The sequence below is a fragment of the Streptomyces sp. NBC_00726 genome, from assembly GCF_045161735.1.
Classification (GTDB): Bacteria; Actinomycetota; Actinomycetes; order Streptomycetales; family Streptomycetaceae; genus Streptomyces.
Genome location: NZ_CP108983.1, coordinates 1,801,264 through 1,826,807, shown reverse-complemented (window position 1 = coordinate 1,826,807; position 25,544 = coordinate 1,801,264). Strand labels below are relative to the sequence as shown.

The window sequence follows — 25,544 nt, the reverse complement described above, 5'->3', positions numbered from 1 at the left end:
TGTCGTGAGCGACACACAGACCATGATCGAGAACCGTCCGCCCTCCGTGGCGACCCTCTTCATCGACCGGGTGGCGGCCACCCCGGACGGGGAGGCATACCGCTACCCGGTGCCCGCGGCCGGCGGCGAGGGCCCCGACGAGTGGAAGTCGCTCAGCTGGGCGCAGGCCGCCGAGCGGGTGTACGCCGTCGCCGCCGGGCTGATCGCGCTCGGCGTGAACCCGGAGGAGCGCGTCGCCCTCGCCTCCTCCACCCGGGTCGAGTGGATCCTCGCCGACCTCGGTGTCATGTGCGCGGGCGCCGCGACCACCACGGTCTACCCCTCCACCAACGCCGAGGAGTCGGCGTTCATCCTCGCCGACTCCGAGAGCCGGGTCCTGATCGCCGAGGACGCCGCCCAGCTGGCCAAGGCCCGCGAGCGCCGCGCAGAGCTCCCGAACCTCGCCCACGTCGTGGTCATCGACGCGGAGGGCGCGGGACCGGCCGAGGGTGACCCCGAGGGCTGGGTGCTCACCCTGGCCGAGCTGGAGGCCCTGGGCACCGAGCACCTGGCGAAGAACCCGCAGGCGGTCCGCAAGCGCGTCGACGCCATCACATCCGAGCAGCTGGCCACCCTCATCTACACCTCGGGCACCACCGGCCGCCCCAAGGGCGTACGGCTGCCGCACGACAACTGGTCGTACATGGCCAAGGCCACCGTCTCCACGGGCCTGATCACCAAGGACGACGTCCAGTACCTCTGGCTGCCGCTCGCCCATGTCTTCGGCAAGGTCCTCACCTCCGGGCAGATCGAGGTCGGCCACGTCACCGCCGTCGACGGCCGCGTCGACAAGATCATCGAGAATCTGCCGGTCGTCCAGCCGACCTATATGGCCGCCGTGCCGCGCATCTTCGAGAAGGTCTACAACGGGGTCGCGGCCAAGGCCCGTACGGGCGGCGCGGCCAAGTACAGGATCTTCCAGTGGGCGGCCGGCGTCGCCCGCGAGCACGCCCGGGTCTCCCAGGACAACTTCCGGCGCACCGGCAAGGCGTCCGTGCCCCTCGCGCTCGGCAGCAAGCACAAGGTCGCCGACGCACTGGTCTTCGCCAAGATCCGTGAGGCGTTCGGCGGCCGGCTCCGCGCCTGCGTCTCCGGCTCCGCCGCGCTCGCCCCCGACATCGGGCTCTTCTTCTCCGGCGCCGGCATCCACATCCTGGAGGGCTACGGCCTCACCGAGTCCAGCGCCGCCTCCTTCGTCAACCCCGGCGAGAGCTACCGCACCGGCACGGTCGGCAAACCACTGCCCGGCACCGAGGTGCGGATCGCCGACGACGGCGAGATCCTGCTGCGCGGCCCCGGCATCATGCAGGGCTACCAGGGCCTGCCGGACAAGACCGCCGAGGTGCTGGAGGCCGACGGCTGGTTCCACACCGGCGACATCGGCGAGCTGTCCGTGGACGGCTACCTGCGGATCACCGACCGCAAGAAGGACCTGATCAAGACGTCCGGCGGCAAGTACATCGCGCCCGCCGAGGTCGAGGGCCAGTTCAAGGCCGTGTGCCCGTTCGTCTCCAACATCCTGGTGCACGGCGCGGACCGTAACTTCTGCACCGCGCTGATCGCCCTGGACGAGCCCGCCATCCTCGGCTGGGCCGCCGAGAACGGCATGGCGGGCAAGTCGTACGCGGATGTCGTGGCTTCCCCGAAGACCGTCGAGCTGATCGACGGTTACGTGAAGCGGCTCAACGAGGGCCTTCAGCGCTGGCAGACCATCAAGAAGTTCCGGCTGCTCCCGCGCGACCTCGACATCGAGCACGGCGAGGTCACGCCCAGCCTCAAGCTGAAGCGGCCGGTCGTGGAGCGCGCCTACAAGGATCTGATCGAGGAGATGTACGCGGGCTCCCGCGAAGTCTGACCAGCGCCCGCGCCACCTCCGTACGCCCCCCGAAAGCCCCCCGCGCACACCGGCGCGGGGGGCCGGCGCGTTCTCGACGTAACGTCTTGACCACCCAGTTCGGTAACTCGGCGCGTATGTGAAGGGCCGATCTGTCACTCTGTCCGTGTCGTCAGCGGCGCACCACGGAGAAACAGGCAGAGCGAGAACAGGTCAGGAGCCGCCCTGTGGGGTCCATTCCCTTGCAGCGGGACATCGTGCAGCGTCCCGGAACCACCGCCGCCACAGGCACACAGCCGGTCGCCCGGACCAGCCTGCCCGGCAACCTCCTCGCGCCCGCGGCGGCCCGGCGGTTCGTCACCGCCGCGCTGGACGAGTGGACCGGGCTCGGGCTGCCCGCCGCGGTCGGGTTCAGCGAGCGGCTGTCCGATGACGCCGCGATGATCGTCAGCGAGCTGGTCACCAACGCCGTCGTCCACGCGGGCACCGCGGTCGAACTGCTCTTCCGGCTGGAGGAGGCCACCGAGGACGAGGAGTCCGCCCTCGTCCTGGAGGTCTCCGACCACCACCCCCGCCGCACGGTCCGCGGCGACCACGCGCACAGCTCCGAGGGCATGGGCGAGCCCGCCGACTACGGGCGCGGCCTGGACATCGTCGCCGCCCTCGCCGAGCGCTGGGGCATCACCTACCGCACCGGTACGAAGACCGTCTGGGCCCGGCTCCCCGTGGACGACTGGAATCCGTTCCCCGAGGGGCGTGGCGAGACCGGGCTCGACCGCGGCCTGCGCGCCGCCGAACTGCTCGCCCCCACCGCCCGGCGCACCGGCCGCGACGACGGGGACTGGGCCGGGCGCGGCGCGCTGTCCTTCCTCGCCGAGGCGTCCGATCTGCTGGCCGGGCAGCTGGACGAGGACATCGTGGCGGCCCTCGCCGGGCAGTTACTCGTCCCCCGCCTCGCCGACTGGTGCGCGATCTGGCTGGAGCCCGAGAGCGGCGGCCCCGCGGCCGTCCCCCGCCTCGCCAAGGTCTGGCATGTGGACGAGGAGTGCATCGGCACGCTCCGCGCCCTGCTGGAGGGCGACCCGCTCCGGCTCCCGGAGCGGGTCGGCACCGGCGCCGTCACCATGCCGTGGCCCGGCAGCGCGGAGGACGGCGAGCCGCCGGACGAGCAGGAGGGCGTCGCCTTCGCCTACCGGATCACCTCGGGCGGCCGCACCCTCGGAGCCGTACTCCTGGGCCGCGAGTCCACCGACCGGCTGCCCGACGAGCTGACGGCCCTCATCGAGGACTTCGTGCGCCGGGTCGGCCTCGCCGTGGGCGCCGCCCGCGCCTACACCCGGCAGGCCACCATCAGCCGCATCCTCCAGCGCGGGCTGCTGCCCAGCAAGGTCGCGCAGATACCGGGCGTGGTCAGCTCCCTGGTCTACGAACCGAGCGACGACGGCGTCGTGGGCGGTGACTTCTACGACATCTTCCCGTGCCCCGGCGACCGCTGGTGCTTCGTCCTCGGCGACGTCCAGGGCAGCGGCCCGGAAGCCGCCGTCGTCACCGGCCTGGCCCGCCCCTGGCTGCGGCTGCTGGCCCGTGAGGGCTTCCAGGCCGACGAGGTCCTGGTCCGGCTCAACCGGCTGCTGCTGGACGACGCCATGGAGGCCGCCGAGGCCGCCGCGCTCATGGTCGCCGCCGCCGGCGGCCAGCACTCCGAGGACAACGGCGGGCAGTCCCGCTTCCTGTCCCTGCTGTACGGGGAGCTGGTGCCGCTGCCCGGCGGCGGCGCCCGCTGCACCCTGGCCAGCGCCGGGCACCCGCTGCCGCTGCTGCTGCGCCCGGACGGCAGCGTGCGCCCCGCCGCCGAGCCGCAGCTGCTGCTCGGGCTGCTGGACGACGCCGTCTACGAGACCCAGAGCTTCGACCTGGCGCCCGGCGACAGCCTGCTCTGCGTCACCGACGGGGTCACGGAGCGGCGCTCGGGCACCCTGATGTTCGATGACGGGGACGGGCTGGCGAAGGCGCTGTCGGGGTGCGCGGGGCTGAGCGCGGAGGGGATCGCGGAGCGCATCAAGCACGCCGTGCACGACTTCGCCGAGCGCCCGCCGGACGACGACCTGGCGCTGTTGGTGCTCCAGGCCGAGTAGGAGCGGGCGGGGAGGGGAAGAGGCGTGGCGTCCGGTTGCCGGGCGGCGCGCGACAATGGGCGGTATGCCTTCCGTACTGCCCGATGGTGAACCCGTGCCCGACGACGGGGCGCTGCCCCGCCATGCCCTGGAAGGCGCCGCCGGCCGCCCGCTCGGCTTCTACCTGCACGTGCCGTACTGCGCGACCCGCTGCGGCTACTGCGACTTCAACACCTACACCGCGACCGAGCTGCGCGGCTCCGGCGGTGCGCTGGCCTCCCGCGACAATTACGCCTCCCATCTGATCGGTGAGGTCCGCCAGGCCCGCAAGATCCTCGGCGACGACCCGCGCCCGGTCCGCACGGTCTTCGTCGGCGGCGGCACCCCGACCCTGCTCGCGGCGGCCGACCTGGTCCGGATGCTGGCGGCGGTCCGCGAGGAGTTCGGGCTCGCCGAGGACGCCGAGATCACCACCGAGGCCAATCCGGAGTCCGTGGACCCGGCCTACCTGGCCGAGCTGCGCGCGGGCGGCTTCAACCGGATCTCCTTCGGCATGCAGAGCGCCCGGCAGCATGTCCTGAAGATCCTCGACCGCACGCACACCCCGGGCAGGCCCGAGGCGTGCGTGGCCGAGGCGCGGGCGGCCGGCTTCGAACACATCAACCTGGACCTGATCTACGGCACCCCCGGCGAGTCCGACGACGACTGGCGCGCGTCCCTGGACGCGGCGATCGGCGCCGGGCCCGACCATGTCTCCGCGTACGCGCTGATCGTGGAGGAGGGCACCGGCCTCGCCCGCCGCATCAAGCGCGGCGAGATCCCGATGACCGACGACGACGCGCACGCCGACCGCTACCTCATCGCGGACGAGGCGATGGCCGCCGCCGGCTACTCCTGGTACGAGGTGTCGAACTGGGCCCGTACGCCCGAGGGCCGCTGCCTGCACAACGAGCTGTACTGGCGGGGCGCCGACTGGTGGGGCGCCGGACCGGGGGCGCACAGCCACGTCGGGGGCGTGCGCTGGTGGAACGTGAAGCACCCGGGGGCGTACGCGCAGGCGCTCGCGGAGGGGCGCTCGCCGGGCGCCGGGCGCGAGATCCTGTCTGCCGAGGACCGCCGCGTCGAGCGCATCCTGCTGGAACTGCGCCTCGTGGACGGCTGCCCGCTCACCCTGCTGGCCCCCGCCGGCCTCGCGGCGGCCCGCCGGGCGGTGGACGACGGCCTCCTGGACCCGGCACCGTTCGCCGACGGCCGGGCCGTGCTGACACTGCGCGGCCGGCTGCTGGCCGACGCGGTGGTGCGCGACCTGGTCGACTGAGCGGGGCGCGCGCTCGGGGGCGTACGCGGATCAAGGCGTACGCCCCCGAGCCGGCCCCGTTCACCTCAGCGGGCAGCCCGCCGGTGTCACCGTCCGCGCCCCCGCCGCCCGGCCGCAGATGATCCGGGCGTGGCTGCGGCCGTCCGGGTAGGTGATCTGCACGACGTCCAGACCGTGGCCCGCCTGGGCCTCGTACGGGATGAAGCCGCGGAAGGTGATCGTCCCCGTGGGCATCGTCCGCAGGTGCACCGCGTACAGGTTCGCCCAGGTCTCCGCCGCGCTGTTCACCGCGTCGCCGTGGCTCGCCGCGTCGTACAGCGCGGCCGTGGCGCTGTACGACATCACCGACTGGCCGCTCGCGAAGAGCGGGTCCTCGTACGGTTTCGACACCGGCAGGCGGGGAAGCGTCACGCCCTCGGGCAGCAGCTTCCCCAGTGCCCGGTGCGACTCCCCGTAGAAACCGTCGGCGCGGCCGCGGCTCATCGGGGCGAGGGCCGTGTGGTAGAGCGTGACGTTCTTCGTGGTGTCCGTGCTCGCGTCGAGCCGGGTCTTGGTCAGGTCGTCGCCGGTGAAGACGGTGATGGGGCGGCGCGAACAGCTGTGCGCGAGGCGGCTCATCAGGTTGGCGACATCCTCGACCCGGCCCGCGAAGTACAGCGCGTCCGGCGCCGGGTCCGCCGCGCAGATCTGCTGCACGGGCCGGTCCAGGTCGGCGCTGCTGCGGCGGCCGAGGTCGTACTCCACCGGGTCCGACAGCGCGAAACCCGCCTTGGCGAGCATCGCGCCGCCCACCTTGCGCTGCTCCACCGTGTAGCGGTCCTTGTCGTTGTTGCCGAGCTTGCGCGACAGGACCAGGGCCCGGGGCTTCTGCTTGCCGGGCGCCGCGGCCGCCACCTGCTTCGCGACGAGGCCGAGGGTGTCCGTCTGCTCCTGGTCGGTGGCGGCCAGGCCGAAGTAGTTGGAGTAGTCCGTCGCCAGATAGCCGCCGGAGTTGGTGGTGTCCACCACGGGCAGGCCCGCCTGCTGAAGGAGCGCGGTGGCCTCCGGGCTGTCGGTGGTGTCCCGGCCGAGCCCGACCACGCCGACGACCGAGGGATCTCTTCCGGCCACCTCGATGATCTTCTTCACCGCGGGTATCTGCTGGAGCATGTCCTGTCCGCCGTTGGCGGTCAGCACCCGCAGCTTCACGGAGAAGTCCAGCGTGTTGGTGTGGTGCTGGTAGAGGTAGACGCCGGCCAGCTCCTCCATGGCCTTGCGGGTGCGCTCCGGGGACGGGGCGGTGAACGGACCCGCGTAGATCAGCGTGACGTACTTGTCGCCCGGTTCGATCGAGGCGTTCTCCTCGGCCACCGCCCGCTCGATCCGGTCGAAGGTGACGCCCGCCCCGGCCCCGTCCAGCTCCAGGTCGTTGCCCTCCGCGAAGCGCACCCGGGGCGATGTCGCCACGCCGATGCACTCCTTGTCGCCGCCCGGCCCGGCCAGCCGCACCGAGTCCGTGTCGACGTCCGTGAGCGGACCATGGCAGTAACGGTTCGCCAGGTGGTTGCTCAGCAGCATCGTGCCCAGCAGCGCACCGGCCATCAGAGCGGCGAGCGTCGTCCGCGACATCACCCACCACACCCACGTCCGGCGGACCCGCCGCGTGGACAGCCGCGTGTGCGCGTGCTCATGGGTCAGCTGGTCCGTCGACAGCGGCAGCCGCAGCACCCAGGCGGGCGTGGCCGTGCCGGACGGCGACTGCCCCACGCTGAGATGGCCGACCCAGTCCTCGTACCGGGCCCGCGCCGCCCCCGTGTGCACGGGCGGCGGGTCCGGTGGCAGCGGCGGGGTGTGCCGCAGGATCTCGGCCGCCGGCAGCGAGGCCAGGAGCAGCAGCGGATCGACCTCGCTGCGCCGGGAGCGGACGTTGTTGACGGCGTTGATCAGCTGCACGCCGCCGTTGCTCTGGACGGCCCTCGGCAGGAAGACCACCGGCGGTACGGTCCGCTTGCCGCGCCGCCAGTCCGGCGCGTGCGGCCGGTAGCTGTCGCGCAGGTCCTCCAGCAACGCCTGCACCCTCAGCTCCAGGTGGAACTGGCGCGACCGCTCGTCGCCCGCCGCCGCGTCGGCCACCCGCCCCGCGACCACCGCCGCCCGCGCCCGGATCACCCGCCACGAGCCGCTGGGCGAGAGACGGGACCAGCCGTCCGACGGATAGCCGGTACTGGCGGCGGCCAGCGACGAGGTGGTCGCGAACCACCTGCTGGCCCGGCGCAGCCACAGCAGCGGCGGCGCCGACGTCGTCACCAGCCGGACCACCGCGAGCCCGAGCACCGCGCCCACGGCCACCAGCACGGTCGGCAGCCAGCCGATCTCGCCGAGCAGCACCCCCAGGACCGCGATGACCACGGCCCCCACGAAGGTCTCCGGCCGCACCGACTCGCGCAGCGCGGTCCACCAGGTGCCCCGGCCGCGCCGCCCGGCCCGCCAGCGCAGCGCGCTCAGCTCCTCCAGGATGCGTTCGTCGCGCTGGTCCCGGGAGCCGCCCGGGTCCGGGTCCCGCAGCACGGCATCGGTGGCCTGCTCGATGGCGCCGAGCAGCCGGGAACGGGGAAAGGCGAACGGCTTGTACTGCGACCCGCCCCGGGTCTCCCACGGCTTCTCGGTCAGCGTGCGGACCATGTCGAGCGCCGCGTCGTACGGGGAGTCGCCGTGCCCGTCGAGCAGCCGCAGGGGGACGCGGCGCGGCTGGTTGGCCCGGTGGACCTGGTGCACGATCTGCTCGACCCGGGCGTCCACATCGGCCGGCACGTCGGCGTCGGCGGCCTGGAGGACCACCAGGGGCATCACGGGCCGGTTGTCGCGGTAGTCGTCGATGAGCTGCTGCACGAAGTGGAAGACGGCGGAGGCCGCCTCGTTCTCCGCAGTGTCCCGCCAGACCTCGCGTGCCATCGCCCCCGTGCCTTCCCTCGCGAAAAGAGCCTGGCCCCACTCAATAACCGATGATGCGTGCGAGGCGCAGCCAGTTCCCAGGATCGGTGCCGGATCGACGGGAGGACCGGCCGGACATCAGTCCGGAAGGGTGACGAAATCAATCAATTCCTCGACGCGGCCCAGGAGTTCGGGCTGAAGGTCCCGGTAGGAGCGGACCGAGGACAGGATGCGCTGCCAGGCAGCTCCGGTGTTCTCCGGCCAGCCCAGCGCCCGGCACACCCCCGTCTTCCAGTCCTGCCCGCGCGGCACCACCGGCCACGCCGCGATCCCCACCGACGCCGGCTTCACGGCCTCCCACACGTCGATGTACGGATGCCCGGCCACCAGCACATCGCTGCCCGACACCTGGGCCGCGATCCGGGACTCCTTGGAACCGGGCACCAGATGGTCGACCAGCACCCCGAGCCGGGCGTCCGGCGCGGGCGCGAACTCCCGCACGATCGCCGGCAGGTCGTCGACGCCCTCCAGATACTCCACGACCACGCCCTCGACGCGCAGGTCGTCGCCCCAGACCCGCTCGACCAGCTCCGCGTCGTGCCGCCCCTCCACATAGATCCGCCCGGCCCGCGCCACCCGCGCCCGCGCCCCGGGCACCGCCACCGAACCGGAGGCCGTACGCGCGGGCCGCACCGGGCCCCCGGCCGACGGGCGCACCAGCGTGACGACCCGGCCGTCGAGGAGGAAGCCGCGCGGCGCCAGCGGGAAGACCCGGTGCTTGCCGAACCGGTCCTCCAGGGTCACCGTCGGCCCCTCGGCGGTCTTCTCGCACCGGATGACCGCGCCGCAGAAACCGGTGACCGCCTCCTCCACGACCAGATCGGTCTCGGCGGGCACCTCCGGGGCGGGGGCGGACTTCTTCCACGGCGGGGTCAGATCGGGCTGGTAGCTGCGCATCGCACGACGATAAGCGGGGAAGACCTACGACACGCCGAACCGGCCCGCCAGCGCCGCCCGCTGGGCCCGGACGAACGCCGCGTCCACCACCGCCCCGTGCCCCGGCACGTACAGCGCGTCCTCCCCGCCCAGCTCCAGCAGCCGGTCCAGCGCGGCCGGCCAGCGCGCCGGACTGGCGTCCGGGCCGGCCTGGGGCTCGCCGGACTCCTCGACCAGGTCGCCGCAGAACACCAGCGCGGGGGAGCCCGGCACCAGCACCGCCAGATCGTGGCCGCTGTGCGCCGCGCCCACGTTCACCAGGACCGCCTCCCGGCTACCGCCCAGGTCCACCGTCAGCTCCCCGCGCACCTCGTGGCGCGGGGCCACCAGCACATCGACGGACCCGGCCGCGTCCGCCTCGGGCAGACCCTGGGCCACCGCGTCCGCGTACAGCTCGCCGGCCCCGCGCCGCAGCAGCTCCGCCGTGCCCTCGGAGCCGTACACCCGTGCACCGGCGAACGCGGCCGTGCCCAGCACATGGTCGAAGTGGGGGTGGCTGAGTGCGATGTGCGTCACCCTCCGGCCGAGCAGCGCCTCCGCCTGGGTGCGCAGTTCCGCGCCCTCGCGCAGTGACGAACCGGTGTCACAGAGCAGCGCCCCGTCCGGACCGGCCACCAGCAGAGCCGTCGCGTCCCAGACCGGAAGGCGCCGCCGGCCCGTTCCGTGACCCAGCCGCTCCCATCCGAACTCTTCCCAACAGGCATCCATACGGCGACGCTATCCGCAGCGACCTGCGCGGTCGCGCGGTAGCGTGGCCGGTCGCCCTTGCTAGGGCACCACCCCGTCGCCGTACACTGGCCGGGGATCGCTGGCACTCGTACGCACCGAGTGCCAGGAGGAATCCCGGGAACGGCCCGGGAACACCGACGTGGACAGCTGGAGGTGTGCGCGATGCTCAGCGAACGCAGACTCGAAGTGCTGCGCGCGATCGTCCAGGACTACGTCGGGACCGAGGAGCCCGTCGGCTCCAAGGCGCTCACGGAGCGGCACAGGCTGGGGGTCTCCCCGGCGACGGTCCGCAACGACATGGCGGTGCTGGAGGAGGAGGGCTTCATCGCCCAGCCCCACACCAGCGCCGGGCGCATCCCGACGGACAAGGGCTACCGGCTCTTCGTGGACAAGCTGGCGGGCGTCAAGCCCCTCTCCTCGCCCGAGCGCCGCGCCATCCAGAACTTCCTCGACGGCGCGGTCGACCTGGACGACGTCGTGGGCCGCACCGTACGGCTGCTCGCGCAGCTGACCCGGCAGGTCGCCGTCGTGCAGTACCCCTCGCTGACCCGTTCGACGGTGCGGCATGTGGAGCTGCTGTCCCTGGCCCCGGCCCGGCTGATGCTCGTGCTGATCACGGACACCGGACGGGTCGAACAGCGGCTGGTGGACTGCCCGGCGCCGTTCGGCGAGACCTCGCTCGCCGATCTGCGGGCCCGGCTCAACAGCCGGGTGGTGGGGCGCCGGTTCGCCGATGTCCCGCAGCTGGTGCAGGACCTGCCGGAATCCTTCGAGAACGAGGACCGGGGAACCGTGTCCACCGTCCTCTCGATCCTGCTCGAAACCCTCGTCGAGGAGACGGAGGAGCGGCTGATGATCGGCGGCACCTCCAACCTCACCCGCTTCGGACACGACTTCCCTGTGATGATCCGGCCGGTGCTCGAAGCACTGGAGGAACAGGTCGTGCTGCTGAAGCTGCTCGGCGAGGCCAAGGACTCGGGCATGACCGTACGCATCGGGCACGAGAACGCCCACGAGGGCCTCAACTCCACGTCCGTCGTCGCGGTCGGCTACGGTTCGGGCGACGAGGCAGTCGCCAAACTCGGCGTGGTCGGACCGACCCGCATGGACTACCCCGGAACGATGGGAGCGGTACGCGCAGTGGCACGTTACGTCGGACAGATCCTGGCGGAGTCGTAAGTGGCCACGGACTACTACGCCGTACTCGGCGTGCGCCGCGACGCTTCCCAGGACGAGATCAAGAAGGCATTCCGGAGGCTCGCCCGCGAGCTGCACCCGGACGTCAACCCCGATCCGAAGACCCAGGAGCGGTTCAAGGAGATCAACGCCGCTTACGAGGTCCTGTCGGACGCGCAGAAGAAGCAGGTCTACGACCTCGGCGGAGACCCGCTCTCGCAGTCCGGCGGCGCCGGCGCGGGCGGCTTCGGCCAGGGCGGCTTCGGAAACTTCTCCGACATCATGGACGCGTTCTTCGGTACGTCGTCGCAGCGCGGGCCCCGCTCGCGCACCCGGCGCGGCCAGGACGCCATGATCCGGCTGGAGATCGACCTCGCCGAGGCGGCCTTCGGCACCACCAAGGACATCCAGGTCGACACCGCCGTCGTCTGCACCACGTGCAGCGGCGAGGGCGCGGCCCCGGGCACCTCGGCGCAGACCTGCGACATGTGCCGCGGCCGCGGTGAGGTCTCCCAGGTCACCCGGTCCTTCCTCGGCCAGGTCATGACCTCGCGGCCCTGCCCGCAGTGCCAGGGCTTCGGCACGGTCGTGCCGACCCCGTGCCCGGAGTGCGCCGGCGACGGCCGCATCCGCTCGCGGCGCACGCTGACCGTGAAGATCCCCGCCGGTGTCGACAACGGCACCCGCATCCAGCTCGCGGGCGAGGGCGAGGTCGGCCCCGGAGGCGGCCCCGCCGGCGACCTCTACGTCGAGATCCACGAGCTGCCGCACGCGGTGTTCCAGCGCCGCGGCGACGACCTGCACTGCACGGTCACCATCCCGATGACGGCGGCGGCCCTCGGCACCAAGGTGCCGCTGGAGACGCTGGACGGCCTGGAGGAGGTCGACATCCGGCCGGGCACCCAGTCCGGCCAGTCCGTCCCGCTGCACGGGCGCGGCATCACCCACCTGCGCGGCGGCGGCCGCGGCGATCTCATCGTGCACGTCGAGGTGACCACCCCGGTCAAGCTCGACCCCGAGCAGGAACGCCTGCTGCGCGAACTGTCCAAGCTGCGCGGCGAGGAGCGGCCCACCGGCCAGTTCCAGCCGGGCCAGCAGGGCCTGTTCTCCCGCCTGAAGGACGCCTTCAACGGCCGCTGACGGCTTGCGCGCACACGGTACGGGCCCGGGCTCCGGGTCCGTACCGCGCCGGGCCGGACCCTGTCGCGGGGCGGGCATCACGGGACAGGAAGGACATGACACGATGCGGTCATGCCCTCCGCGCTGACCGCTCTCTGCCGGTATCCCCTCGTGCAGGCCCCCATGGCCGGCGGTCCGTCCTGCCCGCAGCTCGCCGCCGCCGTCTCCGAGGCCGGCGCGCTGGGCTTCCTGGCCGCCGGATACAAGACGGCGGACGCCCTGCGCGACGAGGTCCGCCAGGTGCGCGCCCTGACCGGGCAGCCCTTCGGCGTCAACCTCTTCATGCCGCAGTGCGAACCGGCCGACCCCGCCGTGCTGGAGCAGTACCGCCGCCGGCTCGCGGGCGAGGCCCGTGGTTACGAGACCGAGGTCGGCGACCCGGACGTGCCCGGCGACGACGGTTACGAGGACAAGCTCGCCGTCCTCCTCGACGCCCCGGTCCCGGTCGTCTCCTTCACCTTCGGCTGCCCCTCCCGCGACACGCTCGACGCGTTCGCGGCCGCCGGTACGTACACCGTCGTCACGGTCACCTCGCCGGAGGAGGCCCAGGCCGCCGAGTGGGCCGGGGCCGACGCCGTCTGCGCCCAGGGCACCGAGGCGGGCGGCCACCGCTCCACGTTCCACGACGACCCGGCGACCGAGGACGGCGGCACCGGGCTGCTCAGCCTGGTCGCCCAGGTCCGCGAGACCGTGCAGATACCGGTCGTCGCCGCGGGCGGCCTGATGCGCGGCGCCCAGATCGCCGCCGTCCTCGCGGCGGGCGCCGACGCCGCCCAGCTCGGCACCGCCTTCCTGGCCTGCCCGGAGTCCGGCGCCCACGCCCTGCACAAACAGGCCCTGACCAACCCGCTGTTCGTCCGGACCACCCTGACCAGGGCCTTCTCCGGGCGCCCGGCACGCGGCCTGGTCAACCGCTTCGTGCGCGAGAACGGACCGTACGCCCCCGCCGCCTACCCCCAGGTCCACCACATGACCTCCGTGCTGCGCAAGGCCGCCGCCCGCGTCGGGGACGCCCAGGGCATGGCGCTGTGGGCCGGGCAGGGCCACCGCATGGCCCGCGAGCTGCCCGCCGGCCGGCTGGTCCGGCTGCTCGCGGACGAACTGGACGCCGCACGGACGGCAGTGAGCACAAGGAGCGCACAGTGACGGCACCCGTCTTCGTCGTCGGACACCTCCCGGACACCCCCGAGTTCGTCCTCGACGGGCCCGAGGGACGCCACGCCGTCTCCGTGAAACGCCTGCGCACCGGCGAGGAGGTCGTCCTCACGGACGGCCGCGGCCGGTGGGCCCGGGGCGTCGTGCGTACCGCCGAGGGCAAGGACCGGCTGGTCGTCGGCGACCTGGCCCCGGTCCAGGAGGAGCCGCGCCCCGCGCTGCGGATCACCGTCGTCCAGGCCCTGCCCAAGGGGGACCGGGGCGAGGTCGCCGTGGAGACGATGACGGAGACCGGCGTCGACGCGGTCGTCCCGTGGCAGGCAGCCCGCTGTATCACCCAGTGGAAGGGCGACCGCGGCCTCAAGTCCCTGGCCAAATGGCGCGCCACGGCCCGGGAGGCCGGCAAGCAGTCGCGCCGGGTGCTCTTCCCGGACGTGGCGGACCTGGCCACCACCAAGCAGGTCGCCGGCCTCCTCGCCGGGGCGGACTTCGCGGCCGTCCTGCACGAGGACCGCGACCACCCGAGCGAAGCGCTGGCCACCGTCGCGCTGCCCGACGAGGGCGAGATCGTGCTCGTCGTCGGCCCCGAGGGCGGGGTGTCCCCGGACGAGCTGACCGTGTTCGCCGCCGCCGGCGCCCGCATCTGCCGCCTCGGCCGCTCGGTCCTGCGCACCTCCACGGCGGGCACCGCGGCGACGGCGCTGCTCTTGGGACGCACGGGGCGCTGGTCGTAAACCGTCCCCGATGGGGTGGTTGTGCCCGGAACCGGTCTACCGCACCGTCAGACGGGGTGGGAAGCTGCCCGTATGGGGACATCAAGGGCAGGGGGCCGTCGTGCGGCCCGTCGTTTTCCGGCCGCGCTCTGCCTCGCCGCGGCCGCCGTCGCCGGACTCACCGCCTGCGAACCCGGCGACGCCACCGGCGCGTTGAACACCGCGTCCGTCGCCTTCACCACGGACCGGACCGCCACCCGCGCCCTGGAGCACGAAGGCGTCCAGGTGCGCTGGCTGACCTGCACCGCCTCGCTCGACGGAGGCGGCGCCCGCTCCGCAACCCCCTCCGCCACCCGCCGGGCGGCCGAGGTCCACTGCGACGGCAGGACGAAGTCCGGCGGCGACATCGCCCTGGACGGGCAGGTGACCTACGCGGTCGAAGGCCGGTGCGTACGCGGCGACATGACCGCGAAGACCGGTGGACGCGCCGTCTTCCGGGCCACCCTCCTCGGCGACTGCACCGCCCCCGCCACGACCGCGCCGCCCGCCGGAGCCCCCGGCCCGGGCAACGGCCCCACCGCCACCGTGACGGTCACGGTCACCGCTTACCCCGGCAAGTAGCCGGGCGGTCGACGGAATCTCCGGTGGGCACGCGTCCGGGGCGCCGGTGGCGGGGACGTACTCCGGCCAACCCCGTGCCACCGGGCACACCCGCGGCCTAGGGTGATCGTGTGACACAGCCTTCCTACCTCCGGTACCCCCATGTCCAGGGTGACTTGATCGCCTTCACCGCCGAGGACGACGTCTGGCTCGCCCCGCTCGACGGTGGCCGGGCATGGCGGGTCAGCGCAGACAACCGTCCCGTCACCCAGCCGCGCATATCCCCCGACGGCACCCTCGTCGCCTGGACGTCCACCCGCGACGGGGCGCCCGAGGTGCACATCGCCCCCGCCGACGGCGGGCTCTCCCGGCGGCTCACCTACTGGGGCGACGCCCGCACCACCGTGCGCGGCTGGACCCCCGAAGGCGACGTGCTGGTCACCAGCACTCAGGGCCAGGTCTCGCTGCGCCGCACCTGGGCCCGGGCCGTCCCGGCCGACGGCGGTCCCGCGCGGACCCTCCCGTACGGCCCCGTGGGCTCCCTCGCGTACGGGCCCGGCGGACGCGTCCTGCTGCTCTCGGCCACGATGGGCCGCGAGGCCGCCAGCTGGAAGCGCTACCGGGGTGGCGCGGCCGGCAGGCTCTGGATCGCGGCGGAGGACGACCCGCTGGAGTTCGCCCGGCTCCACGAGGAGATCGACGGCAACATCGAGTGCCCGATGTGGGTGGGGGAGCGCATCGCGTTCCTCTCCGACCACGAGGGCACCGGAGCCCTCTACTCCTCGCTGCCCGACGGCACGGACCTGCGCCGGCACACCCCCGCCGACGGCTTCTACGCCCGGCAGGCCACCACCGACGGCACCCGGGTCGCCTACGCCTCCGCCGGCGAACTCCGGCTCCTGGACAGCCTGGAGAACGACGAGCCCCGCCGCGTCGAGATCCGGCTCGGCGGCCAACGCGCCGACCTCCAGCCCTACCCGCTGCACGCCGACAGCCACCTGACCAGCGCCTCGCCCGACCGCACCGGCCGGGGCAGCGCCGTCCTGTCGCGGGGCGCCGTGCACTGGGTCACCCACCGCGAGGGCCCGGCCCGAGCCCTCGCCGCCGAGCCCGGTGTACGGGCCAGGCTGCCGCGCACCTTCCAGGCCGACGGCGACCAGCACGTCGTCTGGGTCACCGACGCCGAGGGAGACGACGCGCTGGAGATCGCCCCCGCCACCGGCACCGCCCCCGGCGCCGCGCCCCGCCGCCTCGCGGCCGGCCGGCTGGGCCGCGTCCTGGCCCTCGCCCCCGCCCCGGACGGCAGCCGGTTCGCGGTCGCCGCGCACGACGGGCGGGTCCTGATCGTCGAGCGGGAGAGCGGCGAGATCCACGAGGTGGACCGCAGCGAGAACGGCGACGCCTCCGGCCTCGCCTGGTCGCCCGACTCCGCCTGGCTCGCCTGGTCGCACCCCGGCCCCGAGCCGCTCAGCCAGCTCAAGCTGGCCCACATCGCCGACCTGTCGGTCTCCGAGGCGACGCCCCTGCGGTTCCGGGACTTCGCGCCCGCCTTCACCGCCGACGGAAAGCACCTGGCCTTCCTCTCCGAGCGCGCCTTCGACCCGGTCTACGACGCCCACGTCTTCGACCTGGCGTTCATCGGCTCCTGCCGGCCGCACCTGCTCACCCTCGCGGCGACCACGCCTTCCCCGTTCGGACCGCAGCTGCACGGCCGGCCCACCGAGAAGGAGAAGGGCGGCGACGGCGAGGACAACCCCACCGCGCTCCCCATCACCCGCATCGACCTGGACGGCCTCGCCGACCGGATCGTGCCCCTTCCCGTCGAGGCCGCCGTCTACTCCTCGCTGCGCACCGCGCGGGACGGGCTGCTCTGGCTGCGCCACCCGCTCACCGGGGTCCTCGGCACCAGCGGTGCCGGCCCGGACGCCCGCCGGCCGGACACCGTCCTGGAGCGGTACGACCTGGAGAAGCTGCGCTGCGAGGAGCTGTCGTCGGATGTCAGCCGTTTCGCGGTCAGCGGGGACGGGAAGCGGCTGGCGATCGTCCACCACGGCAAGCTGTCCGTCGTCCCCTCCGACAGCCGGGTGCCCGCCGGTGACGACGACCACGACGACGCCGTCACCGTCGACCTCTCGCGCGTCCGCCGCACCCTCGACCCGGCCGCCGAGTGGCGCCAGATGTACGACGAGGCCGGGCGCATCATGCGGGACAACTTCTGGCGGCCCGACATGGGCGGCGTCGACTGGGCCGGGGTCCTCGACCGCTACCGCCCGGTCCTGGAGCGCGTCGCGACCCACGACGACCTCATGGACCTGCTCTGGGAGGTCCAGGGCGAGCTGGGCACCTCGCACGCCTATGTCACCCCGCCCGGCGGGTGGCGCGACGACGCGGCCCGGCAGGGGCTGCTCGGGGCGGACCTCTCCCGGGCGGACGACGGCAGCTGGCGCATCGACCGCGTGCTGCCCTCCGAGACCTCGGACCCGGCCGCCCGCTCGCCGCTCGCCGCGCCCGGCGTCGCGGTCCGGGCCGGCGACGCGATCGTGGCCGTCGACGGGCACCCGGTCGATCCGCTGGCCGGGCCCGCGCCGCTGCTCACCGGCTCGGCCGGCAAGCCCGTCGAGCTGACCGTGTCACCGGCCGACGGGGGCGACCGGCGCCATGTCGTCGTCGTGCCCGTCGGCGACGAGGAGGCCCTGCGCTACCACGCGTGGGTCGCCGGCCGGCGGGCGTACGTCCACGAGCGGTCGGGCGGCCGGCTCGGCTACTTCCACGTCCCCGACATGGGGGTCGGCGGCTGGGCCCAGATCCACCGCGACCTGCGCACCGAGATGGTGCGCGAGGGCCTGGTGGTGGACATCCGGGAGAACCGGGGCGGCCACACCTCCCAGCTCGTGATCGAGAAGCTGGCCCGCCGCATCGTCGGCTGGGACCTGCCGCGCGGCATGCGCCCCGCGAGCTACCCGGGCGACGCGCCGCGCGGCCCGGTGGTCGCCGTCGCGAACGAGTTCTCCGGCTCGGACGGCGACATCGTGAACGCGGCGATCAAAGCCCTGAAGATCGGTCCCGTGGTTGGAGTACGGACATGGGGCGGCGTGGTCGGCATCGACAGCCGGTACCGGCTGGTCGACGGGACGCTGGTCACGCAGCCGAAGTTCGCGTTCTGGATGGAGGGATACGGGTGGGGCGTCGAGAACCACGGCGTGGACCCGGATGTGGAGGTCGTGATGACGCCCCGGGACCACGCGGAGGGGCGTGACCCTCAGCTGGACGAGGCGATCCGGATCGGGCTGGAGTCGCTGGACCGGGTCCCGGCGAAGGCGGCACCGGAACTGCCGGGCCTGCCGGCGAAATCAAGCCCCTCCGGCGATTGAGGAGCGGGGGTACGGGGGCAGAGCCCCCGATAGGCTGGCCCGCAACGGATCACCCAGACCAAGGAGCGCGTAAGCGAATGGCAGGAGAACCGCAGCCCGACTGCCTGTTCTGCAAGATCGTCTCGGGGGAGATCCCGGCCACCATCGTCCGCGAGACCGACACCACCGTCGCGTTCCGCGACATCAACCCCCAGGCCCCCACCCACGTACTCGTCATCCCGCGCCTGCACCACCCGGACGCCGCCTCGCTCGGCGCCGCCGAACCGCAGGTGCTCGCCGACGTGCTGTGCGAGGCGGGCAACGTCGCCGCCGACGAGAAGATCGACGGGACCGGGTACCGGGTCGTGTTCAACACCGGTGCCGGCGCCGGCCAGACCGTGTTCCACGCACACGCACACGTCCTGGGCGGCCGGGGTCTGGAATGGCCGCCCGGATAATGTCCGCCCGCGAACTCGTCGTGCTCGGGACCGCCAGCCAGGTCCCGACACGGCACCGGAACCACAACGGCTATCTGCTGCGCTGGGACGGCGAGGGCATCCTCTTCGACCCCGGCGAGGGCACCCAGCGCCAGATGCTGCGGGCCGGGGTCGCCGCGCACGACATCAACCGGATCTGCGTCACGCACTTCCACGGCGACCACTCGCTGGGCCTGGCCGGGGTGATCCAGCGGATCAACCTCGACCAGGTCCCGCACCCGGTGACCGCCCACTACCCGGCGAGCGGGCAGCGCTTCTTCGACCGGCTGCGGTACGCCACCGCCTACCGCGAGACCGTGCGGCTGACCGAGGCCCCCGTCGCCGCCGACGGACCGCTCGCCACCACCGCCGCGTACACCCTCGACAGCCACCGGCTCTCGCACCCCGTCGAGTCGTACGGCTACCGGCTCATCGAACCCGACGGGCGGCGGATGCTGCCCGCCAAGCTCGCCGAGCACGGCATCAGGGGGCCGGACGTCGGACGCCTCCAGCGCGAGGGCGCCCTCGGCGGGATCACGCTCGCCGACGTGTCCGAGCACAGGCGCGGACAGCGGTTCGCGTTCATCATGGACACCAGGCTCTGCGACGGGGTGTACACCCTCGCCGAGGGCTGTGACCTGCTGGTCATCGAGTCGACGTTCCTCGACGCCGACCGGAAGCTGGCCGCCGACCACGGCCACCTGACCGCCGCCCAGGCGGCCCGGGCCGCCCGGGAGTCGGACGTACGGCACCTCGTCCTGACGCACTTCTCCCAGCGCTATCCGGAACCGGAGGCGTTCGAGGCCGAGGCCCGGGCCGCCGGTTACGAGGGCGAACTGACCGTCGCCCAGGACCTCACACGCGTACCGGTCCCCAGCCGGCACCCGTAGCACCACCCTCCCCACACGATTGAGATCACCGTGCACCTCCCCAAAGCCGAACTCCACCTTCACATCGAGGGAACCCTCGAACCGGAACTGGCCTTCGCGCTCGCCGCACGCAACGGCGTGACCCTGCCCCACGCGGACACCGAAGCCCTGCGCACCGCGTACCTCTTCGAAGACCTCCAGAGCTTCCTTGACCTCTACTACGCGCTGATGACCGTGCTGCGCACCGAGGACGACTTCGCGGAACTCGCCGACGCCTACCTCGCCCGCGCCGCGACCCAGGGCGTCCGTCACGCCGAGATCTTCTTCGACCCGCAGGCCCACACCGCGCGCGGCGTACCCATCGCCACCGTGATCGAGGGCCTGAGCCGGGCGCTGGAGCGCAGCGAGGAGAAGCACGGCATCTCGACCCGGCTGATCATGTGCTTCCTGCGCGACCAGTCCGCCGAATCCGCCCTGGAGACCCTGGAGGCGGCCCGGCCGCACCTGCACCGGATCAGCGCCGTCGGCCTGGACTCCGCCGAGGTCGGCCACCCGCCCGCGAAGTTCCGCGAGGTGTACGAACGGGCCGGGGAACTCGGTCTGCGCAAGGTCGCCCACGCGGGCGAGGAAGGGCCGCCCGCGTACATCCGCGAGGCGCTCGACGTCCTCGGCGTGGAGCGCGTCGACCACGGGCTGCGCTGCATGGAGGACCCGGACCTGGTGAAACGGCTCGTCGCGGAGCGCGTCCCGCTCACGCTCTGCCCGCTGTCCAACGTACGGCTGCGCGCGGTCGACACCCTGGAACAGCACCCGCTGCCCGCGATGCTGGAGGCCGGGCTCCTCTGCACGGTCAACTCCGACGACCCCGCCTACTTCGGCGGATACGTCGGAGACACCTTCCACGCCGTTCACGAAGCGCTCGGCCTGGACCACGAACAGCTGCGCACCCTCGCCCGCAACTCCTTCGAGGCGGCCTTCCTCGACCACGACGAGGAGCGCAGAGCGCGCTATCTGTCCGAGGTCGAGGCGTACGCGTTCGACTGACCGCTCTCCGGGCCGGCCGCCCGGAACGCGTTCCTGCCGAGGCGCCTGCGGCGCAGGGCCGGGATGCTGATCTCCGCGACGGCCTGCTCGGGCGCGCCCACCTTGGGCACCGCCCCCGGCACCGCGCCCGTGGTGACCGCGAGGAGGGCCGCCGGCGCACCGCCCCGGCGGCGTACCGAACCGGGCACCAGCGGACGGCCGCCGATGTGCAGGGCCACGGCCGTCACCGGCAGCGCGACCAGCAGCGTCGCCGCGCCCAGCACCAGGCCCATCCCCGCGAACCCGGCCTCCTCCGACAGCACACTCCCGAGCACCGGCCCGCAGGCGACGCCCACCGACGAGGCGGACCCCGCGAGGACCGCCCAGCGGCCGCGTACATCGAGCGAGGCGGCCAGACCGATCAGATACGACAGGACCACCGGGTAGACGGTGTTCCACAGGATCTCGCCGGTCGCGAAGGAGCCGAGGCTTCCGGCGGACGAGCTGAGCACGATGCTCCCCGCGATGACCGCGGTCCCCACCCCGATCGGCACCGCGCGCCCCAGCTTCGAGCCGAGCACCCCGGCGCCCATCACACCGAGCAGCCCGGCCCCGAGCGCGGCGGCGAAGACGGCGCCGATCGTCACCTCGGACAGCCCGACCTGATCCACGCCGATCCGGCTGCTGACGCCCCACAGCGCGTTCTGCGCCATCGACCAGATCAGCATGCCGCCCGCGAGCACCAGCCCGGAGCGGCGGTGCGGCAGCCGGCCCTGCGCCGGGACGGCCGGTCCGGCCTGATCCTCGCGTGCGGAGCCGCCGAGCCGGGAGGCGGCCGGCCAGACCAGCAGCGCGACCAGGGCGATCGAGGCGAACGGCAGCCGGTGGCCGCCGCCCAGGTGCGGGACCGTCAGATACAGGGCGCCCGCGGTCGCCGAGACGCTCAACAGGCCCAGGGACGAGGTGCGGTGCGGGTCGCTCTGGGCGGCGATGCCCGCCGCCGCGACGGCGGTCGCCGTACCGGAACCGAAGCCGCCGACCACCGCGCCCGCGACCACCAGCGGCACGGTGCCGGCCAGCGCCGCACAGCCGTACCCCACCACGCACAGGACCAACCCCACCCGGGCCGGTCTGCACGGCCCGTACGCCTCCACGCGTCCCGCCAGGGAGAAGCCGGCGGAGGCCGAGCTGAGCAGCAGCGCGCTGCCCACGAGCCCGGCCTGAGCAGTGCTCAGGCCCAGATAGACGGAGAGCCGTCCCACGATGGTGGGGAGGAGATAGGCGGCGAGGTAACCGGCGGTGAACACGGCGACCAGGGGCCACGCGGCGCGAGGGCGCGAGGACATGGGCGTTCCTGAAGACATGCCGGGATACGGCAGAAGGCGGAGGGGGCCGAACAGAGGGCTGAGCAGAGGGCTGAGCAGGGGGGAAATGCAGGAAATACGAGAAATCAGCGCTTCCGTCGGGTACGTCTCCAACGGTGCTCGCGGGCCAATTTGTATCAAGTGCTCCCGGCCCGCCGAAAGCCGGAGTTCTGTGATCTGGACCACTTCTGTGTTTACCCGGCCCGTGGATGGGTAACTGCGCATGTTTACGCAGGTCAGCGACCGTGAACACACGCGCGGCGCGCACCCGTCCATCACCGCCGCGTTTCGGGCACACTGGCCGCAACCGACGCGACCGGGGAGTGCAAGGTGAGCGCTGACATTCCGCAGATCGACCCGCTGGACGGGCTGCGCGTCCCGCAGGACCCCGACTGCGACGTCTTCCTCACCGGCACGGTCTTCCTGGACATCATCTTCACCGGCCTGGACAGCGCCCCCGTGCGGGGCACCGAGTCCTGGGCGCGCGGCATGGGCTCCAGCCCCGGCGGCGTCGCCAACATGGCCACCGCGCTGGCCCGCCTCGGCCTGCGCACCTCCCTGGCCGCCGCGTTCGGCGACGACCACTACGGCGAATACTGCTGGGACGCGCTCGAACAGGGCGAGGGCATCGACCTCTCCCGCTCGCACACGGTCCGGGGCTGGCACTCCCCGGTGACCGTCTCCATGGCGTACGAGGGCGAGCGGACGATGGTCTCGCACGGCCACGAGGCCCCGTCGCTCCCCGCCACCGCCTCGCCCGAGGCCCCCGCCTTCCCCCGCTGCCCGCCCAGGGCCCGGGCCGCCGTCACCTCGCTGGTGCCCGGCCGCACCGAACCCTGGGTCGCCGAGGCCGCCCACCGGGGGGCCCTGATCTTCGGGGACGTCGGCTGGGACGACACCGGGCGCTGGGACCTGGACGCCCTCAGCGGCCTGGAGCACTGCCACGCCTTCCTGCCCAACGCCGACGAGGCGACCCGCTACACCCGCACCGACTGCCCCCGCGCCGCCGCGCACGCCCTCGCCGAACGCGTACCGCTCGCCGTCGTCACCCTGGGCGCCGAGGGCGCCTACGCGGTCGACGCCGCCACCGGCACCACCGCCGAGGTCCCCGCCATCGAGGTCGAGGCGCTGGACCCGACCGGCGCCGGCGACGTCTTCGTGGCCGGCTTCGTCACCGGCACCCTGGCCGGCTGGCCGCTCGCCGACCGCCTGGCGTTCGCCGGGCTGACCGCGGCCCTCTCCGTCCAGGAGTTCGGCGGCTCCCTCTCGGCCCCCGGCTGGGCGGAGGTCGCCGCCTGGTGGCAGCGGGTGCGCACCTGCGCCGGACAGGACCCGGCCGCGCTGCGGCGCTACGCCTTCCTGGACGACCTGCTGCCGGCCGCCGCCCGGCCCTGGCCGCTGCGCCGGGCCCTGCCCACGATCGGATTCCGCGCCTGAGCCCACCGCTCCGTAAAACCTCTGGTGTTGTCGGTGCGGAGTCGTAGGCTTGAGTCACACGAGGTTTTCGAGCAGCGAGAACCCTGCAACAGGAGGTATGCGCAGGCCCGAGGGCCGACCCATGACTCAGTCACCCACACAGCCGCAGGCGCGTGCCCACATCAGCATCCCGGCCGCTCACCCGATGGTGATGCTCCTGGGAGCGGGCGACTCGCTGCTGCGCGTGATCGAAGCGGCGTTCCCGGCGGCCGACATCCACGTCCGGGGCAATGACATAAGCGCGACGGGCGATGCGGTGGACATCGCCCTGATCCAGCGCCTGTTCGACGAGATGGTGCTGGTGCTCCGCACCGGGCAGCCGATGACGGAGGACGCCGTGGAACGGTCGATCGCGATGCTCAAGGCCACCGACAACGGCCAGGCGGACGGCACGGAGACCCCGGCCGAGGTGCTGACGCAGAACATCCTCTCCAGCCGCGGTCGCACGATCCGCCCCAAGACGCTCAACCAGAAGCGGTACGTCGACGCGATCGACCAGCACACCATCGTCTTCGGCATCGGCCCCGCCGGCACCGGCAAGACCTACCTGGCCATGGCCAAGGCGGTTCAGGCCCTCCAGTCCAAGCAGGTCAGCCGGATCATCCTGACCCGCCCCGCCGTCGAGGCGGGCGAGCGCCTGGGCTTCCTCCCCGGCACCCTGTTCGACAAGATCGACCCATACCTGCGCCCGCTCTACGACGCCCTGCACGACATGCTCGACCCCGACTCGATCCCCCGCCTGATGGCAGCGGGCACGATCGAGGTCGCGCCTCTGGCTTATATGAGGGGTCGCGCCCAACCTGTCTTCACCAACGTGCTGACGCCGGACGGCTGGCGCCCCATCGGCACTCTGGAGGTCGGTGACCTCGTCATCGGCTCCGATGGAGCCCCCACGCCCGTACTCGGTGTGTACCCGCAGGGCGAGAAGGACATCTACCGAGTCAGCGCCCAGGACGGCTCCTGGACCCTGTGCTGTGGTGACCACCTGTGGACAGTTCGTACCGCGTCGGACAAACGGCGGGACAAGCCGTGGCGGGTCCTGGAGACCAAGGAGATGATCGGCAACCTCCGCGCGGCCCACGCGCGCCGTTACGAACTGCCGATGCTCACCGCCCCGGTCAGCTTTCCCGAGCGCGAGGTTCCGATGGACCCGTATGCGCTGGGGCTGCTGCTGGGCGACGGGTGCCTGACGGGGACGACGACCCCGTCGTTCGCCACCCAGGACCCCGAGTTGGCCGAGGCCCTGGAAGGCTCGCTGCCGGGCGTTTCCGTACGTCACAAGGGCGGGCCCGACTACATCCTGAACCGGGTGAAGGCCCCGGGCGACGTGGTGACGCTGGAGAACCCGGTCACGCGTGCGCTGCGTGAACTCGATCTGGTGGGCACGCGCTCCCACTCCAAGTTCGTTCCAGACGCGTACCTCTTCAACTCCGCCGACGTCCGTCTCGCTGTCCTTCAAGGGCTGCTCGACGCCGATGGGGGCCCGGTCACCCAGAAGGACCGCACATGCCGTGTCCAGTACACGACGGCGTCGGTCATGTTGCGTGACGACGTCATCGCCCTGGTGCAGTCGCTGGGCGGGGTCGCCTACACACGCCGCCGGGCTGCCGAAGGGCGTACGCCGGGACGCGCTCGCGGCCGCGATGTCCATCACCGCTATGACGCCCACGTGGTCGACATCCGCCTGCCGGAGGGCATCGAGCCCTTCCGTCTCACTCGCAAGGCCGAGAAGTACCGGGCCGCCGGTGGCGGCGGACGGCCCATGCGCTTCATCGACAGCATCGAACCGGCGGGCCGTGAGGAAGCGGTGTGCATTCAGGTCGCGGCGGAGGACTCGCTGTACGTGACGCAGGACTACCTGCTGACGCACAACACCCTGAACGACGCCTTCATCATCCTGGACGAGGCGCAGAACACCAGTGCCGAGCAGATGAAGATGTTCCTCACCCGGCTCGGCTTCGACTCGAAGATCGTTGTCACCGGTGACATCACCCAGGTCGACCTGCCGACGGGGACCAAGAGCGGTCTGCGTCAGGTGCAGGACATCCTGGAGGGCATCGACGACGTGCACTTCTCCCGGCTCACCTCGCAGGATGTCGTCCGGCACAAGCTGGTCGGCCGTATTGTCGACGCGTACGAGAAGTACGACAACAGCAAGGGCGAGCAGGACGGCGGGGGCCATCGGGGCCGCGGCCGTCACAACGGGAAGCAGTAGCAGCGCAC

The 25,544-nt window shown here is 72.8% G+C and carries 18 protein-coding genes; 14 read left to right on the top strand and 4 right to left on the bottom strand.

The genetic code is table 11. The annotated features are described in order from the left end of the window. Positions 1-4: 4 nt before the first annotated feature. The 3 genes from OG338_RS08180 (at position 5) to hemW (ending at position 5,305) form a co-directional block, all read left to right on the top strand. Positions 5-1,894, top strand: a complete 1,890-nt coding sequence (locus tag OG338_RS08180; protein WP_405936683.1) for an AMP-dependent synthetase/ligase — start codon at positions 5-7, stop codon at positions 1,892-1,894. A gap of 221 nt (positions 1,895-2,115) precedes the next feature. After that, positions 2,116-4,008, top strand: a complete 1,893-nt coding sequence (locus OG338_RS08175; protein WP_405940357.1) for a SpoIIE family protein phosphatase — start codon at positions 2,116-2,118, stop codon at positions 4,006-4,008. Positions 4,009-4,072: 64 nt separating this feature from the next. Continuing rightward, a complete protein-coding gene (gene hemW, locus OG338_RS08170; protein ID WP_405936682.1) occupies positions 4,073-5,305 on the top strand; it encodes a radical SAM family heme chaperone HemW in 1,233 nt (410 codons plus the stop codon). A 60-nt stretch (positions 5,306-5,365) separates the two neighbouring features. Here the strand turns inward: hemW and OG338_RS08165 are convergent, their stop codons facing one another. From OG338_RS08165 to OG338_RS08155, 3 genes are all read right to left on the bottom strand, one after another. Continuing rightward, positions 5,366-8,236: a hypothetical protein gene (locus OG338_RS08165; RefSeq protein WP_405936681.1), complete on the bottom strand. Its 2,871-nt coding sequence runs from the start codon at positions 8,234-8,236 to the stop codon at positions 5,366-5,368. Positions 8,237-8,353: 117 nt separating this feature from the next. Then, positions 8,354-9,172 carry a DUF3097 domain-containing protein gene (locus OG338_RS08160; protein WP_405936680.1) on the bottom strand — a complete coding sequence of 273 codons (819 nt, stop codon included), beginning with the start codon at positions 9,170-9,172 and terminating at the stop codon, positions 8,354-8,356. 24 nt (positions 9,173-9,196) lie between these two features. Beyond that, positions 9,197-9,919, bottom strand: a complete 723-nt coding sequence (locus OG338_RS08155; protein WP_405936679.1) for an MBL fold metallo-hydrolase — start codon at positions 9,917-9,919, stop codon at positions 9,197-9,199. A 183-nt stretch (positions 9,920-10,102) separates the two neighbouring features. Between OG338_RS08155 and hrcA the strand changes: the two genes are divergently transcribed. The 9 genes from hrcA to OG338_RS08110 all read left to right on the top strand — a co-directional run bounded on the left by hrcA (position 10,103) and on the right by OG338_RS08110 (position 20,502). Beyond that, positions 10,103-11,119 (top strand): heat-inducible transcriptional repressor HrcA, encoded by a 1,017-nt coding sequence (gene hrcA / locus OG338_RS08150; protein ID WP_405936678.1) that lies wholly within the window; start codon positions 10,103-10,105, stop codon positions 11,117-11,119. Continuing rightward, positions 11,120-12,256, top strand: coding sequence for a molecular chaperone DnaJ (dnaJ, locus tag OG338_RS08145; RefSeq protein ID WP_018103248.1), 1,137 nt, complete (start codon positions 11,120-11,122; stop codon positions 12,254-12,256). It abuts the gene before it with no gap. Between the two features lie 111 nt (positions 12,257-12,367). Beyond that, positions 12,368-13,441, top strand: a complete 1,074-nt coding sequence (locus OG338_RS08140; RefSeq protein WP_405936677.1) for a nitronate monooxygenase — start codon at positions 12,368-12,370, stop codon at positions 13,439-13,441. Then, positions 13,438-14,184 carry a 16S rRNA (uracil(1498)-N(3))-methyltransferase gene (locus OG338_RS08135; RefSeq protein WP_405936676.1) on the top strand — a complete coding sequence of 249 codons (747 nt, stop codon included), beginning with the start codon at positions 13,438-13,440 and terminating at the stop codon, positions 14,182-14,184. The genes OG338_RS08140 and OG338_RS08135 overlap by 4 nt, the downstream gene beginning before the upstream one ends. A 72-nt stretch (positions 14,185-14,256) precedes the next feature. Next, positions 14,257-14,784 (top strand): hypothetical protein, encoded by a 528-nt coding sequence (locus OG338_RS08130; protein WP_405936675.1) that lies wholly within the window; start codon positions 14,257-14,259, stop codon positions 14,782-14,784. A gap of 110 nt (positions 14,785-14,894) precedes the next feature. Next, the gene (locus OG338_RS08125; protein WP_405936674.1) at positions 14,895-18,134 is read left to right on the top strand and encodes a PDZ domain-containing protein; all 3,240 of its coding nucleotides are present in this window, start codon (positions 14,895-14,897) and stop codon (positions 18,132-18,134) included. Between the two features lie 77 nt (positions 18,135-18,211). Further along, positions 18,212-18,571, top strand: a complete 360-nt coding sequence (locus tag OG338_RS08120; RefSeq protein ID WP_143615728.1) for a histidine triad nucleotide-binding protein — start codon at positions 18,212-18,214, stop codon at positions 18,569-18,571. Further along, on the top strand, positions 18,571-19,479 hold the full coding sequence (locus OG338_RS08115; protein ID WP_405940356.1) for a ribonuclease Z: 909 nt from the start codon (positions 18,571-18,573) through the stop codon (positions 19,477-19,479). Before OG338_RS08120 ends, OG338_RS08115 begins: the two co-directional genes overlap by 1 nt. 30 nt (positions 19,480-19,509) lie before the next feature. Continuing rightward, the gene (locus tag OG338_RS08110) at positions 19,510-20,502 is read left to right on the top strand and encodes an adenosine deaminase (RefSeq protein ID WP_405936673.1); all 993 of its coding nucleotides are present in this window, start codon (positions 19,510-19,512) and stop codon (positions 20,500-20,502) included. Here the strand turns inward: OG338_RS08110 and OG338_RS08105 are convergent. Continuing rightward, positions 20,466-21,827 carry an MFS transporter gene (locus OG338_RS08105; RefSeq protein WP_405936672.1) on the bottom strand — a complete coding sequence of 454 codons (1,362 nt, stop codon included), beginning with the start codon at positions 21,825-21,827 and terminating at the stop codon, positions 20,466-20,468. The genes OG338_RS08110 and OG338_RS08105 overlap by 37 nt on opposite strands. Before the next feature lie 348 nt (positions 21,828-22,175). Between OG338_RS08105 and OG338_RS08100 the strand changes: the two genes are divergently transcribed. Next, positions 22,176-23,282, top strand: coding sequence for a PfkB family carbohydrate kinase (locus tag OG338_RS08100; RefSeq protein ID WP_405936671.1), 1,107 nt, complete (start codon positions 22,176-22,178; stop codon positions 23,280-23,282). Positions 23,283-23,403: 121 nt separating this feature from the next. After that, positions 23,404-25,536 carry a PhoH family protein gene (locus tag OG338_RS08095; protein ID WP_405936670.1) on the top strand — a complete coding sequence of 711 codons (2,133 nt, stop codon included), beginning with the start codon at positions 23,404-23,406 and terminating at the stop codon, positions 25,534-25,536. Positions 25,537-25,544 lie beyond the last annotated feature (8 nt).